Genomic DNA, 15,516 nt, shown 5'->3' on the forward strand with positions numbered 1-15,516 from the left:
TAATCTCAATGACTCGAAAGCGGCGCATGATAGCCGAATCAGGAACCACTGGCTCAGCCAGAGGGTCCAGTACTACTCAACGAGCATTCAAGCCGCCGCAGAGCGGACAGATTCCGGTCTTACCGTTTGCTGGTCAGTTGGGTTCACCGGTCCGTGCCGTGCGGACACGTCAAGGAGTTAGTTCATGCCCTCCCTCGATAGCCTGAAAAGCCTCAAGACACTCGTCGTCAACGACAAGACATACCACTATTTCAGCCTGCCGGACGCTGCCAGGTCGCTGGGCGATCTGGACAAGTTGCCGATGTCGCTCAAAGTGCTGCTGGAAAACCTGCTGCGCTGGGAAGACAACAAGACCGTCACGGGCGAGGACCTCAAGTCCCTCGCCGCCTGGCTCGGCGAGCGCAAGTCCGACCGGGAAATCCAGTACCGGCCTGCTCGCGTACTGATGCAAGACTTCACCGGCGTGCCCGCCGTGGTCGATCTGGCCGCCATGCGTGCGGCAGTGGCCAAGGCCGGCGGCGATCCGCAGCGCATCAATCCCCTGTCGCCTGTCGATCTGGTCATCGACCATTCGGTCATGGTCGACAAGTTCGGCGACGACAAGGCATTCGGCGAGAACGTCGACATCGAAATGCAGCGCAACGGCGAGCGTTACGCGTTCCTGCGCTGGGGCCAGAGCGCCTTCGACAATTTCAGCGTGGTGCCGCCAGGCACCGGCATCTGCCACCAGGTCAACCTCGAATACCTAGGCCGCACCGTGTGGACCAAGGAAGAAGATGGCCGCACTTATGCCTTCCCTGACACGCTGGTGGGTACCGATTCCCACACCACCATGATCAACGGCCTCGGCGTGCTCGGCTGGGGCGTCGGCGGTATCGAAGCGGAAGCGGCCATGCTCGGTCAACCGGTGTCGATGCTGATTCCGGAAGTGATCGGCTTCAAGCTGACCGGCAAGCTCAAGGAGGGCATCACCGCCACCGATCTGGTACTCACCGTCACGCAGATGCTGCGCAAGAAAGGCGTGGTCGGAAAATTCGTCGAATTCTACGGTGACGGCCTGGCCGATCTGCCGCTGGCCGACCGCGCGACCATCGCCAACATGGCCCCGGAATACGGCGCCACCTGCGGCTTCTTCCCGGTCGATGAGGTAACACTGGAATACCTGCGCCTGTCGGGCCGTCCGGACGACGCCGTGCAGTTGGTCGAAGCCTATTGCAAGGCGCAAGGCCTGTGGCGTCTGCCCGGCCAGGAGCCGGTGTTCACTGATGCGCTTGAGCTGGACATGGGCTCGGTGGTGGCAAGCCTGGCCGGCCCGAAACGTCCGCAGGATCGCGTGGCCCTGCCGGATGTTTCGCAGGCGTTCAGCGATTTTCTGGGTCTGGCGCTCAAGCCGAGCAAACACGAAGAAGGCCGTCTGGAAAGCGAGGGCGGCGGTGGCGTTGCGGTCGGCAATGCCGAACAGGTCGGCGAAGCGGAATATGAATACGAAGGCAATCGCTATCGCCTGAAAAACGGCGCCGTGGTGATTGCTGCCATTACTTCGTGCACCAACACCTCGAACCCGAGCGTGATGATGGCGGCGGGTCTGCTGGCGAAAAAAGCCGTGGAAAAAGGCCTGCGACGCAAACCTTGGGTCAAGAGTTCGCTGGCGCCGGGTTCGAAGGTCGTCACTGACTATTACAAAGCCGCGGGCCTCACCGAGTACCTCGACGCACTGGGCTTCGACCTGGTGGGTTACGGCTGCACCACGTGCATCGGTAACTCCGGCCCGCTGCGCGATCCCATCGAAAAAGCCATTCAGCAATCGGACCTGACCGTGGCTTCGGTGCTGTCCGGCAACCGCAACTTCGAAGGCCGCGTTCACCCGCTGGTGAAAACCAACTGGCTGGCGTCGCCGCCACTGGTGGTCGCCTATGCCCTGGCGGGCACAGTGCGCATCGACTTGAGCAGCGAGCCGTTGGGCGAAGGGTCCGATGGTCAGCCGGTCTACCTGCGTGACATCTGGCCGAGCCAGAAGGAAATCGCCGACGCGGTCATGAATGTCAGTACCGGCATGTTCCACAAGGAATACGCCGAAGTGTTCGCCGGCGACGCGCAATGGCAGGCCATCGAGGTGCCGCAAGCGGCCACTTACGTCTGGCAGGACGACTCCACGTACATTCAGCATCCACCGTTTTTCGACGACATAGCCGGGCCTTTACCGGTGGTTGCCGACGTGCACAATGCGCGAGTGCTGGCGATCCTCGGCGACTCGGTGACCACCGACCACATTTCTCCCGCCGGCAACATCAAGGCCGACAGCCCCGCTGGCCGCTACCTGCGCAGCAAGGGCGTGGAACCCAAGGACTTCAACTCCTACGGTTCGCGACGCGGCAACCACGAAGTGATGATGCGCGGCACCTTCGCCAACATCCGCATCCGCAACGAAATGCTCGGCAATGAAGAAGGCGGCTACACCCTGCATGTGCCGACCGACGAGAAGCTGCCGATCTATGATGCGGCCATGCGCTATCAGCAGGCGGGCACGCCGCTGGTGGTGGTTGCTGGTCAGGAGTACGGCACAGGCTCCAGCCGTGACTGGGCAGCCAAAGGCACCAATCTGCTGGGGGTGAAGGCGGTCATCGCGGAGAGTTTCGAACGTATCCACCGCTCGAATCTGGTCGGCATGGGCGTGCTGCCCCTGCAGTTCAAGAACGGCCAGAACCGCAAGACGCTGGAGCTGACCGGTAAGGAAGTCATCACCATCACCGGCCTCACCGGTGCGACGTTGCAGCCGGGCATGAGCCTGACGCTGCAGATCGCCCGGGACAACGGCAAGCAGGAAAATGTCGACGTGCTTTGTCGGATCGACACGCTGAACGAGGTGGAATACTTCAAATCCGGCGGCATCCTGCATTACGTCCTGCGACAGCTGATCGCGTCGTAAACCCGGTAATCCGGGCGTCGAGCCCGATGCCGGACCTGACAAGGACGCTCGCTCGCGAAGGCTGGGTTTCGGCCGGTACATCTTTAGTGGATGGACCGGCCTCTTCGCGAGCAAGCACGCTCCTCCAATGATTTGCGGCGCTCTCCGACTATCTTTAACGCCCCTTCTATCAACGGCGTAATACCCAACGCCTTCCCGGCTGAAGCCGGTCCTACGGAAAACTTGCAGCATCTGCAGGACCGGCTTCAGCTAGGAAAAGGCCGGTGCATGCGTGCAGATGCGGCGTCTGGAATTCAGTCTTCGCGGGCAAGCGCGCTCCTACAGGATTCGAGTCAGGGAGGAGAATCGCGAATGCCCGGAGATCCCTGTGGGAGTGAGCTTGCTCACGATGAGGCCGATATGCTCGCCGAAGAGATATCGCGTGGCAGTCGGCCTTCGAGTTTCGTGCTCGATACAAACCTGGCAACCCCACAAATCCCTCGTAGGAGCGCGCTTGCCCGCGATCTGGCGCGCAGCGGCAGCGGAATCAGATGACGGGGTGTGTCAGGCAGACTGCATGGCCGGGCTTTACGACCACTTCGTCGCCGATCGCGGGACAAGCCACGCTCCTACTGGCAGTGCATCAAGCCTTCGCGAGCTTGCTCGCTCCCACAGGTTTTGTGCTTGACCCAATACCAGGCGACGCCGCAGAAATCGTGTGGGGGCGAGCTTGCTCGCGAGACGTCTTGTCAGTCGGTAAAGCAGCATCTGAGTCAGCGCAGTATCCAAGCCCCAGTGCCATCTCTAACGCCCCCGTGCGGCAGTCTGCGCCCTACCGGACTTCACCCGCCGTCGTCCAGAACTTTCAGCCCATTCCCACAAGCACACCTGTTTAATCAACGGTAATATCGCCGCCTTCATTAAACGCTCAAGGACGGCAACATGCCGGCGCAACGCTGGATCACCCTGACCCTGCTGGCATTCGGCTATTGCATTGCACTGGTCTACGGGCAACTGAGCCTGCCGGTCGTCGTCACCCTCGGCCTGCTGGTGATGGCGGGGCTGTGCGTCACCCGCTTCAATCACCGGGCCGTGCATGCTGCGGGCTACGGGCTTTTCATCGCTTTGGCCCTCGGCCTTGCCATTCACTGGTTGCCAGGATTCTTCAGCGCCCGGGTGATTGCCGGCGTGCGTTTCAGCCCAGAAGCGGCGCCCTTTTCGATGTACCTGAACCTCGACAAACCCTTGATCGGTTTCTGGATAGCGATCGCCTGCCCGTGGGTGTTTGCCGGCGTCCTCTGGCGGCGGTCTCTGAAAACATCGGCGCTCGTGCTGCCGATCACGACGGCAGTGTGTCTGGCAACGGCCACCGCCCTTGGGGTCACCGGCTGGTCGCCCAAGTGGCCACAGCAAACCGGCCTCTGGGCACTGAATAACCTGCTGCTGGTTTCACTCACCGAAGAGCTGCTGTTTCGTGGCTACGTTCAGGGCGGGCTGACGCGTCTGCTGCGCAGATTCCCATGCCACAAGGCACTGGCGATCGTGCTGGCGGCTTCGCTGTTTGGCGCGGCTCACCTCGGCGCGGGCTGGCAGTGGATGCTTCTGGCGGGGATGGCGGGCATTGGCTACGGTATTGCTTACCGTATCGGCGGACTGCCTGCGGCAGTGCTCACCCATTTCGGGCTGAATCTGGCGCATTTCGGGCTGTTCACTTACCCGATGTTCGACCGCTGAACGTTGACCTGCGGCAAACGGACCCATGACGCAGTTCACAAGACGCTTAATTTCCTGACCCATTGGCCGATAACTCGTCAAAGCCTTCCTGGATTGAACAGCTCATGCGAAATAACCAGCCCATCACTCAACGCGAACGGACATTTCCGGCGCAGCAACGGTTGATCTCGACCACCGATGCCCGTGGCGTGATCACCTACTGCAACGATGCGTTCGTTGACATCAGCGGTTTTTCGCGGGATGAGCTGATCAAGGCCCCACACAACACCGTTCGCCATCCGGACGTGCCGTCTGCCGTCTTCGAGCACATGTGGGGCACCCTCAAACAGGGCTTGCCGTGGATGGGCATCGTCAAGAATCGCTGCAAGAACGGTGACCATTACTGGGTGAACGCGTACGTCACGCCGATCTTCGACCAGAAACAAGTCATCGGCTTCGAATCCGTGCGGATCAAGCCAACCGCCGAGCAGATCCGTCGCGCAGAAGCCCTGTATTCGCGCCTGAACAATGGCAAGCCGGCCGTGCCGACCCGGGACAAATGGCTGCCGGTGCTTCAGGACTGGCTGCCCTTCATTCTGGTCAGCCAACTGAGCTTCCTGATCGGCGTCTGGCTGAATTCACATTGGGGTTTTGCTTTGGCGGCGGCGCTGTCCGTACCGCTGGGCCTGCTGGGTCTCAGCTGGCAGCAGCGCGGAATCAAACGCCTGCTGCGTCTGGCGGAGCAGACCACTTCCGACCCGCTGATCGCGCAGATGTACACCGACAGTCGCGGCCCGCAGGCCCGCCTCGAGATGTCCATTCTGAGCCAGGAAGCGCGCCTGAAAACCTGCCTGACGCGTCTGCAGGACACTGCCGAACACCTCAATTCCCAGGCGCGGCAGTCCGACAGCCTGGCCCAGTCCAGCTCCAGCGGCCTTGAGCGTCAGCGCGTAGAAACCGAACAGGTCGCCACGGCGGTCAATCAGATGGCAGCCACGACCCAGGAAGTCGCCAGCCACGTACAGCGCACCGCCGACGCCACGCAGCAGGCCAACGAACTGACCCGCCGCGGCCGTGACATCGCCAGCGAAACCCGTGAAGCGATCCAGCGTCTGTCGACATCGGTTGGCGAAACCGGCCTGACCGTCACACAACTGGCCAAGGACAGCGACGAAATCGGCGGCGTGGTGGATGTCATCAAGGGCATTGCCGATCAGACCAACCTGCTCGCGCTGAACGCCGCCATCGAAGCGGCTCGCGCCGGGGAAATGGGCCGTGGATTCGCGGTGGTCGCCGACGAGGTGCGTCAGCTGGCGCAGCGCACGACGGAGTCCACGGGGCAGATTCACGCGCTCATTGCCAAGTTGCAACAGACCGCCAACAACGCCGTGCAGACCATGAACATTGGCCGTCGTCAGGCGGAAGAAGGCGTCGAACAAGTCATGGAGGCTGACAAGGCGCTGGTGGGCATCAGCGACGCCGTGGCCAACATCACCGACATGACCACGCAAATCGCTGCTGCAACCGAGGAGCAAAGCTCGGTGGCCGAGGAAGTCAGCCGCAACATCAGCACCATCGCCCAGCTCGCCGACCAGACCTCTGACGAAGCGCGCCGGTCGGCCACCCTGAGCGCCGAACTGACCAACACCGCGCACACCCAATACTCGCTGGTGGAGCGCTTCAACCGCTGACCTGGACGCGTCCCACCTCGAGCCCCGACAGCCTTGCTGCCGGGGCTTTCTGTTTTTCGGGGCTCAAAAAGTAGGACGTTTCTGAAATTCCACGAATACCCCACCTCACCCGTCGAAATGCCAACCGAAGGCCAAATTCGGGATTGACAGCGATCCCACTCTCCTATTAGTTGAATTTTGTTAGCGATAAATAATTAATACCACAACGGTGTTATTCGCTGATCTGACCAATTAATTAACGAGCACTCTTTCGCGCTGGGAAAGCGCGTGGCTGTGCTTAATGGAGAAGTTTATGGGCAATATATTTACACAACATCCCTTCATCGCCCCAACGGTTCCTATTTCCGACCCTACTGACGGACTGTTACAAGCATCGGATCTGCTCAAGCCAATTCCAGTCGACATCTCAATTTGGGACGACGCTCAGCCTGGGTATTCGATACAAATAAAAGTCAATGAACGTCTGGTCGGTGACTCCTACGTGTTGACTGAAGATAATCATCCAGGCGATGTCATCCGGCTTTTACTGGATCACAACTGTTTAGCCAACGATGGCGAATATCGAATCAGCTATCGCGCGACAAATCATTGGAATGGCGTATATGACGACTCGCCACAAACCACTCTCAAAGTCGATCGCACTCCCCCAGGCGCAGCCCTGCTCGCCCCACTCATCTTTCCCACCGCCAGTTTCGGCGATCGCCTCATTGGCCTGCTCCCCGGCTACGCCGGCATGGCCCGGGGCGACGTGATTCAGACGCTCTGCAATGACGTTCCCGGCCCGGCACACACCGTGGCCGCCGATGAGCTGACCCTGCGCCCGATCGAAATCGGTTTTGACCGCGAACTCCTGCACAGTCTTGCGACCGATACAGTGCTGATCGAGTACATCGTGACCGACCGGGCGGGCAACGGGTCGACCACGTCACTGCCAACGCTGGTTTCCCTGCAAGTGTAACCAATCATTTTTGCCATTCGTCTGGATATTTCAAGCAGCAAACCCCACGTTTTTGAGTGGGGTTTCTGTCAACAAAATCACAGGAGCAAATTATTTTAATTTATTTTGTGCACACTCCTTCCTCAAAACCTACAGCTCCATCAGACATGTCCGAAGAGCTAGCAAATTTGAGTTCTCTGTAACATATAAATATATATTGATTTCCCAGTAAAAACGCGGAAACACCCCGGCCTACACAAAGACGAAATACATTCAAGAGGCAGTTTCTGAGTCGCAATGCTATGTAATCCCTTGCAGGGCTGTCATTTGACAGTCTTCTGCTGCGAACACACCATAGACATCTGTAGCGCAGAGTCCTACATAGACATTCATCGATCCAAATCTTTTAATCCTCGCAACCGCGATATGATCAAGGAGTTCCAATGGAAGACGAGAAGGATATCCAGTCACCAGGCGATCCGGATGGAACGCCATCCGGCATCAATAAGGAACCAGAACAACCGGCGATGAATGCCGATGCACCGAGCAGCGAACCGCCCGCGGACGCCTCAGTGCCGCTGTACGAAGAGTTTCACGCCGTGCCCGCGCCTAAAAAGACTGCGTCGGAAACCGCGCTTTGCTACGCGGAATACCTGCACAACGCGCCGGGCTTTCCCTGGAAACAGGAGCAGGCGTTGCTTGATCCGACACCCAGCTTCGAAGCTCCGTACATCACAGGTGCCAGCGCCGACCGTCTAACGGACAGCGAGTTGATTTCGGGGATTTTTCTCAATATTCCCAGGTCGCCAAGGCTCTGGGTCGGGGATCAGCTGAAGCTGCGCTGGGGGCACAACACGTTCTATACCACCATCGGAGAATCCAAAGGCCGTAACGGCCCCCGGTTGATTCAGTACCTGAACAACGAATCCCTGGCCGATTACGACAACGGGCTCGTCGAGGTGCGGTATGAAGTGGTGCGACGTTCCCGGCTTGTCGGCATCTCTGAAACCCTGACCATCAATCTGCACCGGGAGGGCGCGCGACGTCGCCGATCCGCAAACCGTACCCGGGCCATACGCCGCCGCAGGGCGCCCCGATAACTCAACTACAGCGAGCACCACCGCAAGCTCGCATGAAAAAAGCCCCGGCTGCATGTCTGCAGCCGGGGCCATTACCGCCAGAGATCAATCGATGCTGCGATCAGAATGCCAGACGCAGGCCCACATTCGCGCCCCACGGCTGCTCGACGTGCTCACCCTTCATGTAGTCGAAGTCGGCATGGACTTGCAGCCGCTCCGACAACGAAACCGACACCCCGGCGCCCAGCTCTGCCCGCGAGCCGAACAGGCCGTTATCGAAACGCTGACCGTTGACCTTCACCTCGTTGTTGCGAGAGAACTCATGAGCCAGCGCAGCGCGCACATAGGGCTGCACCACCCCGCCGTCCTCAAGCACAAAGCTGCGGCCGACCGTACTGCCGATCTTGCCAAGCACCGACTGCGTACGACCGGTGTCGGCCTGCAGTCCGTTGTCGAGCGTGTAGCTGTCGCCGTCGATCCAGACGCTGGACATCTGCACGAAAGGCTCGACAAAGTATCCGTCGGCAAGCTTGACGTGCTTGCCCACTTCAATCGAGCCACCCAAGGCCGTGTTGCTGTAATCGCCTTTGGCCTTGGTGCCATCGCTCATCGCAACGTTCGATTCGTTGTGGAACTGGTTGAGCTTCAGCACGCCGTCAACGTAATAGCCGTCGTCCGACAGCCAGGTGCCGTAAGCACCGACGTAATAGCTGTCGACCTGACCGGACGTCCCTCTGCCGATGTCCAGATCGGACTTGCTGTAACCGCCCATCACACCGACCATCAAATGCCCGTCGCTGACCGGCACAGGCGCGTCGGCACCGAACGACAAGCCCTGCTGCTTCTGTTCATAGCTGACGCCGGAGTCGAGCGATGCGTTGAACCGGTTGCCGTAGCTGCGCATCCAGCCGCCGCCCTCCTCGCTGCCCCGCACCTCGCCGAGGCGACTGCGCAACGTCGTCAACTCACTGTTCCAGACCGTCGGCGCGGCATTGAACAATGCCAACGCACTCTGCGTGGAAGGACTGATCACCTTGCCGGAACCGACAATGAACCAGTCAGTGCCCTGGCGCTGAAGCTCGTAGGAATACACCCCAAGGTCCGCGCGGCCACCCACCAGGCCAAACTCGGCATTGCCACCTTCGGTATGAACCACCCGCAACGCCTCGAAACTCTCCGGCACCGCTTCGACACCGGTGTTTTGCACGCGCAACCGGTAACGACCCTCCGCTTTCCCGGCAACATCGAGCAGATCACCTTCGCCGCTGTCCAGGTTGATGCGCATGTCGAACAACCCACGCCCCGACAACGACTCAAGCTTAAGAGAATGGAAACCTTCTCCGGAAAAACCAATGCTTCCGCTATCCATTGCCAGCGCTTTCACGCTGTTATCCGCGTCTATTTGCCAGTGACCGCTTGAGTCGATGATCAATGAGTTTGCATTGATGATGTTGCCATCGAGACGGCCATGATTACGCAGAATGACATTCAGTGTACTGGTGTCATCGGCAACGAAATCGCCGGTGAGGCTGCTGTTATTGACTTCTACCTTGGCCGTGCTTTCAAGGTTCACGTTAACGAGCTGCCCGTTCCCTGACTTCAGAGAACTGCCATTGCGTATGATTATGTTCGCGGACGTTTTATCGTTAAGCGCCAAGGATCGCTTGGTGACGTCAATCGCAGGACCGCTAATCCCCGTAACCTTTGAATTATCGATTTCCAAAAGATTTGTCTGCGCGATTAAACCATGGGTGCCGTTTATCAAACGAACTCCCACATCATCTCCGATGACATGACTGGACTCAGCTATCAAAGCTTCGCCGCCGGACAATTTAATTCCTCCGTTACCTTCAAAGTGCTGCGACAATCCATTTCCAGTCACCCTGGTATTGTAAAGGCGAAGTTTGCCATTCGCGGAAACCATTACGCCATATCCAGCGCCAGTGAGTTCGCTGCCCGATGCATTCATCGTTGCACCTGAGCTCACATCCTGTGCGTCCATGATCAATTCAACGGCAGCACCGTCCGATCGGCTGACTGCCGATCCACGGACATTCGCAAAGCCTCCAATGATATCAATCCCTTCATGGACTACCCCTCCATCTATATTCAAGTCAGACTTTTGAACCCCGACCCAATCGGCCTGCCCACCCTGTGAAATATTTAAAACGGCCTGATTCTTTGCGAGGTAACTCCCACTTCCCATCGACGAATCCACTGTGTATGTGGTGCCGTCAATCTCAATAACAGGCCGCTGAAGATTTGCTGCCGTCCACCCTCGAAAAATCCCCAGAGCCGAAGACACGTTTCCGAGATCCGGATGAAATGACTCCGTTGCAGTGACCCAAGGCGAAATGAAGCCCACCGAGATCATAAGCACTCGACGCCTGAAAACAACCTTATTCATTCCTACGGACACGACCTTACTCCTACAGTTGAATGCAAATTCTTGTAGAAGGTGATCGAGCACTGAAAAATATTTCATTTTTTCCTACGTAGGAAATTTCCTAAAAGCATGAGGCTTTTGCCTGACGCAAAAAAACCTCGCATCCCCGACTCTGCTGCGTAACGAAGGAAAAATGCGCATGACTTCCGCGGCATGTTTTTTGTCTTCCTACAAATATACAGATGGGACTACAAAACACCGGCATGCCTGCGGTTGCACCGGATATAGAAACAGTATTAGGTAATTAAGAACTAGGGAGCTCCCTGGTCGCCCGAAGCAAAAGCCGGGCTTTGAAGCCGAAGAAAAAAATCAAAGGATATTTATGAAATTCGCAAACCAAAAACCTACCGTTATTTCCCTGCGTTCCAGTCGTGCGCCTGTTCCCATTGCTGCCCCTGACGTCGCAGTTGCATTCCACGACGCCGACGATTTGGGACTGATTCCCGTATCGGCACTTGGCGCTCCCATAACTGTAGATCTCACTGTTTGGGAGGGGGCGGAAGAAAGATATGTCTATCAATTGCTATGGGACGGCGAGCCGCATGGTCCGGAAAAAGAGATTACTTCTTCTGAACAGCCGGGCGATCCGCTGACATTGGAGATCCCGGTCGCACTGCAAACCAACGGTCGCCATAGTCTTGCCTTTCGCACCTATAGCCCAAACACCACCGTAGAGGACGAATCCGCTGTGTTCCCGGTCGTCATTGACCGATCGGCGCCGGGCAAACCCCTGCTAGCTGCTATTCAATTTCCGGTAGAAGTTCAGAATGGTCTTACTGCGGCGGAACTGGAGCAACTCGGCGACAAGCTTGACGTCGAGATTGCGGGATATACGGGCATGGCCAAACATGACGTTATCAAAACCTACTGGGGCGACGTCTTGGGACCAACCGCAACGGTCACTGAAAATGATATGGGTTTGAATAAGGTTTCGTTCGACTTCCCTAAAGATTTCCTTGACTCCATCGAACCGGGTCCGCATGCCGTTAAATACAACGTCACCGATCGCGCCGGTAACGTCTCCGAGTATTCAGTCGAAGTCACTATTCTCCTGCTACTGACGCAAATCCCTACCGATTACCCGGCGCCGCTCGTTGATCCTTCGATAGGTGATCTCATCGATCACGCCGAAGCCCGTCCCGGCGTCAAAGTAGATGTACCCCATTATCCAGGTGCCACCGAGTTCGATCTCATTACACTTTTCTGGGGAGCGGACAAACCTATGCTTCCGGTTCAAATCGCCCCAGGAGACGAGAATGAGCAGATTGTTCTGTCTGTTCGCGTTCCGTACGAGACGATTGCAGCAACTCCTATCGGACAAGTAGAAATCACTTACAGCGTTTCGCGCCAGAACCAGCTTAATGGCTCCTCTCTTCCGGCCCAAGTGGATGTGTTCATTACATTGCCAATTGCTGAACCGATGACGGCGCCTGTCATTCAAGGTACCAGCGTCCAGAACCCTGATAAAACCGATAATTTTATTGACGAGGATGACTACGAGCTGAACGGTCGTGCGATTGTTGAGTGGACTGACGAATTTGAGGTCAATGACGATCTCAATTTGTTCTGGGGAGATCAACAGCGGCTCCAGTGGCACCAAATCAATGAAGAAGACGTTGCTCAAAAGCGCGATTTGATTATTCCTATCGCTAACTCAATCATGAAAGCGCAAGGTACTGGCTCGGAAATCCCAGTGCGCTACACAGTGACGCGTGCGGGCAACCCGAACTCAGCTGCATCCCCTGCCCAGAAGGTGACTGTCAGATCCAAAGAAGAGTTGCCAGGTGGTCCTGACGGTATTGACGGTCCCACTTTCGTCGTGACTCCAGCCGGCTATATCTCACTAATTGTGGCACCAGATGGGACAGAAGGCAGCGTAGCGCCTTACCTGAACATTGCAGAAAATCAAAAACTGTTCTTCACCTTCAAAGGATTTGACCTGAATAACAATCCCATTGAGGCAGCGACCTATACAGCAAGCCGCGAACTTGATGATCGTGACGTGGTAGAAGGCTATAAGTTCAAAGTCCCCTTCAATACCCTTAGGACCATTTGCCGAGGCTATTGCGAAGCATACATTCGGGTTGAACCCGCGCCAGGTAGCAATCAGAGCGCTGTGACTTCCAGAATTACACGAGTACCCGTTGACATGCGCCGCACCAATGAAAGCGTGTGCAGCATTAGCGCATAAACCTCTTCATCAAGGCCGGGGGAACTAGCCCCCGGCATCTAACAGTAAGGATACATACCTTGACCCTATCAACGCATAACACCCAACCAAGAGCCCCTATTCCTCTGGAGCTTCCGAAAGTTCCCGCAGCATTGGAAAACGGTGTAATTCCGTTGGACGATTTGTCCGCCCCCATTAAAGTGACTTTTCCCGTATGGCCCGCGGCTGAGCCCGGTTATACCTATCAGTTGGTCTTTGACCGCATCTCAGTAGGGCCGGAAAAAACAATTACAGATTCGGATAAACCTGGAGATCTCCTTGAGGTTGAAATTCCGGTGGCATTGTTTACGGAGGGACCACACAAAGTATCGTACCGTATTTACAGCCCCACCACTGAGTACGAAGTTTTCTCCGACTCCGTCACCATCCTGATCGACAAAACCGCCCCAGGCGCCCCACAACTCGCCCCCATCATCTTCCCCGACGCCGTCCAGAACGGTCTGACGTCGTCGGAACTGGAAATGCTGAACAACGTTCTGCCCGGCAAGATCGCCAGTTACAGCGGGATGGCGGTGGGTGATGTGATTCGCACCTATTGGGGTCCGGTTGAGGGGCCGATGGCGTTCGTGGATGCGAACGACATGGGTTTGAACCGCGTGATGGTGGATTTCACCCGCAGTTTCCTGGAGCAGGCGGACGGCCTGAACGCCGCGGTGTTTTATACCGTGACGGATCAGGCAGGCAATGTGTCGATGCCGTCGGATTCGATTTCGATCCAGCTGCAGCTTTCGATGCTCAAACCGCTGCCCGCACCTGTTATCGCCGAGGCGAAAGGCGACACGCTGGACCCGGCGGATACCCTCAATGGCGCGACGCTGAACGTCGCGGCCAGCGCGAACCTGCGTGAAGGTGAGACGGTGATTGCGCGATTCGAAGGCCCAAAAGGCAGCGAACAGAAAGAGAAGCGCATTCTGCCGGACGAGGCCGGAATGGCGGTGTCGCTGGTATTCAGCAGGCCGCTGGTGACCGCCAACGACGGGCAGCAGGTCGAGGTGTCTTACAGCGTCACGCGCGCCAGCGGCATTGTGCAGGATTCGGAAACGCTGCCGCTGACGGTCATGAGTGCGGCGCTGGAGCTGCCAGCGCCGACCATGGACACCGTGGGTCCCGACGGCATTTTGCGCCCTTCGCTGATTACCGGCTGGGATGCGATGGTGCGCGTCAGCTACCGCGACATGCAGGCGAACGATCTCGTCAAGGCGCGTTGGGTGGGCAAGACCACGTTCGACACCGGCATGAAGAATGTGGGCGGCATGACTGAACTGGTGTTCGGCATTCCGAAAATGCTCATTCAGCAAAGTGAGGGCGGCAGCGCATCGGTGACCTATTTCGTCATCCGTAACGGCGTCGAAATGGAGTCGCAGACGCTGGCATTGACGGTCCGCGAAGGCATGATGGTCGACACGACGCCGGTGACCTTGCCCGGCAAGATCTATCTGATCCCGGGTCATCCGGACCTGCTCCCTTCGTTCCCGAGTGGCACGACGATCAAACGTGTTCCCAGCGGCGGCCTTGCGCCGTACACCTTCACCACCAGCGATGCGAAGGTGGCAAAAGTGGACGCAGAAGGCCTGGTATCGGTACGCGGCAAAGGTGTGGCAACCATCAGCGTGACCGACGCGTCGGGTGACTCGAAAAGCTATGTCGTCACGGTCACTGGCGTGATCGAATGCCACGGCGTCGGGTCTGGCAACTACACGCAAGTCTCCAATGGCGCGGCTCGCGTGGGCGGCCGCATCCCGAGTATTCACGAGCTGATCGAAATCCATAACGCCTATGGCAATCGCTGGCCGATGGGCAACGCCAACTATTGGTCGTCCACCGTTGCCAAGAATGTGCTGGGCGCCAAATGGTATTACGTAAAGAATCTGATTACCGGCAAGGACTACAAGCTGCTGCACATCAATAACAGCCTGGGCGTGGCAATTCGCTGATACCGGCGGATGATCAACCGCCGCCCAACACCCTGATTCCATGACCCGGAGACGTGCGCCTGACGCAGCGTCTTCGGGTTGTTCGCGCAGACGAAGAACCCGCCACCATGACTGATCCGGTTCACCACCATGTTGCAAAGCCCCAGGCCAGCGTCGAGCGGGACCACTTCGAAGCGTTGGTCAATGGCAGACCGTTCGTGTGCAGTCGGGTGGACAGCAGGTTTTGCCTGCGCGCCGAACTGGACGCCGCCCGACGTCGACGGATCTGGAAGATCAACGCGACGGGGCGGGTCGGCAACGATGGCACGACGTTCGGCGTGTTCATCGACCACTCACTCGCACCGGGCATCCATGACCTGAAAGGCAATACGCTGCTGACCGTGATCTATCACCTCACGCCCAAGCGTATGTCGCGCATTTATCACTCCGCGTATTTCCAGCAAGGCAGCATGACCTTGCTCGGATGCGCCGCCGGAGGACGCCTGCGGGGCACGTTTCACTTCGCCATTCCGGCAGTGGGCTTCTGGGTCAGTGAAGGCGTTTTCGATGTTGCCTGCCCGGACGACAGAGGCATCTGACCG

At 57.8% G+C, this 15,516-nt stretch carries 9 protein-coding genes; 8 read left to right on the forward strand and 1 reads right to left on the reverse strand.

Going from position 1 to position 15,516, the window contains the following annotated elements; translation table 11 throughout:
• Positions 1 to 184: 184 nt before the first annotated feature.
• The 5 genes from acnA (at position 185) to BMZ10_RS07805 (ending at position 8,346) form a co-directional block, all read left to right on the forward strand.
• Positions 185 to 2,926: an aconitate hydratase AcnA gene (gene acnA, locus BMZ10_RS07785; RefSeq protein WP_093459406.1), complete on the forward strand. Its 2,742-nt coding sequence runs from the start codon at positions 185 to 187 to the stop codon at positions 2,924 to 2,926.
• 921 nt (positions 2,927 to 3,847) lie between these two features.
• On the forward strand, positions 3,848 to 4,639 hold the full coding sequence (locus tag BMZ10_RS07790) for a CPBP family intramembrane glutamic endopeptidase (protein ID WP_093459407.1): 792 nt from the start codon (positions 3,848 to 3,850) through the stop codon (positions 4,637 to 4,639).
• A 104-nt stretch (positions 4,640 to 4,743) separates the two neighbouring features.
• Positions 4,744 to 6,309 carry a methyl-accepting chemotaxis protein gene (locus tag BMZ10_RS07795; protein ID WP_093459408.1) on the forward strand — a complete coding sequence of 522 codons (1,566 nt, stop codon included), beginning with the start codon at positions 4,744 to 4,746 and terminating at the stop codon, positions 6,307 to 6,309.
• 292 nt (positions 6,310 to 6,601) lie between these two features.
• Positions 6,602 to 7,267, forward strand: coding sequence for a hypothetical protein (locus tag BMZ10_RS27835; protein WP_218147176.1), 666 nt, complete (start codon positions 6,602 to 6,604; stop codon positions 7,265 to 7,267).
• Between the two features lie 422 nt (positions 7,268 to 7,689).
• Entirely contained in the window at positions 7,690 to 8,346 is a 657-nt protein-coding gene (locus BMZ10_RS07805; protein WP_093459409.1) for a hypothetical protein, read from the forward strand.
• Positions 8,347 to 8,446: 100 nt separating this feature from the next.
• Here BMZ10_RS07805 and BMZ10_RS07810 read toward each other — a convergent pair whose 3' ends face one another.
• Positions 8,447 to 10,327, reverse strand: a complete 1,881-nt coding sequence (locus BMZ10_RS07810; RefSeq protein WP_256214438.1) for an autotransporter outer membrane beta-barrel domain-containing protein — start codon at positions 10,325 to 10,327, stop codon at positions 8,447 to 8,449.
• Positions 10,328 to 11,093: 766 nt separating this feature from the next.
• On the opposite strand from BMZ10_RS07810, the gene BMZ10_RS07815 reads away from it, so the two are divergent.
• From BMZ10_RS07815 to BMZ10_RS07825, 3 genes are all read left to right on the forward strand, one after another.
• Complete coding sequence (locus tag BMZ10_RS07815) at positions 11,094 to 12,962, forward strand: hypothetical protein (protein WP_218147177.1); 1,869 nt, start codon at positions 11,094 to 11,096, stop codon at positions 12,960 to 12,962.
• Between the two features lie 314 nt (positions 12,963 to 13,276).
• Entirely contained in the window at positions 13,277 to 14,935 is a 1,659-nt protein-coding gene (locus BMZ10_RS07820; RefSeq protein WP_256214399.1) for a hypothetical protein, read from the forward strand.
• 107 nt (positions 14,936 to 15,042) lie between these two features.
• Positions 15,043 to 15,513, forward strand: a complete 471-nt coding sequence (locus BMZ10_RS07825; RefSeq protein WP_143070270.1) for a hypothetical protein — start codon at positions 15,043 to 15,045, stop codon at positions 15,511 to 15,513.
• Positions 15,514 to 15,516: the final 3 nt, after the last annotated feature.

Source organism: Pseudomonas sp. NFR16, assembly GCF_900108875.1.
Taxonomy (GTDB): Bacteria; Pseudomonadota; Gammaproteobacteria; order Pseudomonadales; family Pseudomonadaceae; genus Aquipseudomonas.

Coding starts and splice junctions, on each gene's coding strand:
- BMZ10_RS27835 (WP_218147176.1), top strand. CDS start 6,602: ATGGGCAATATATTTACACAACATCCCTTCATCGCCCCAACGGTTCCT.
- BMZ10_RS07825 (WP_143070270.1), top strand. CDS start 15,043: ATGACTGATCCGGTTCACCACCATGTTGCAAAGCCCCAGGCCAGCGTC.
- BMZ10_RS07795 (WP_093459408.1), top strand. CDS start 4,744: ATGCGAAATAACCAGCCCATCACTCAACGCGAACGGACATTTCCGGCG.
- acnA (WP_093459406.1), top strand. CDS start 185: ATGCCCTCCCTCGATAGCCTGAAAAGCCTCAAGACACTCGTCGTCAAC.
- BMZ10_RS07790 (WP_093459407.1), top strand. CDS start 3,848: ATGCCGGCGCAACGCTGGATCACCCTGACCCTGCTGGCATTCGGCTAT.
- BMZ10_RS07810 (WP_256214438.1), bottom strand. CDS start 10,327: ATGGACGCACAGGATGTGAGCTCAGGTGCAACGATGAATGCATCGGGC.
- BMZ10_RS07815 (WP_218147177.1), top strand. CDS start 11,094: ATGAAATTCGCAAACCAAAAACCTACCGTTATTTCCCTGCGTTCCAGT.
- BMZ10_RS07805 (WP_093459409.1), top strand. CDS start 7,690: ATGGAAGACGAGAAGGATATCCAGTCACCAGGCGATCCGGATGGAACG.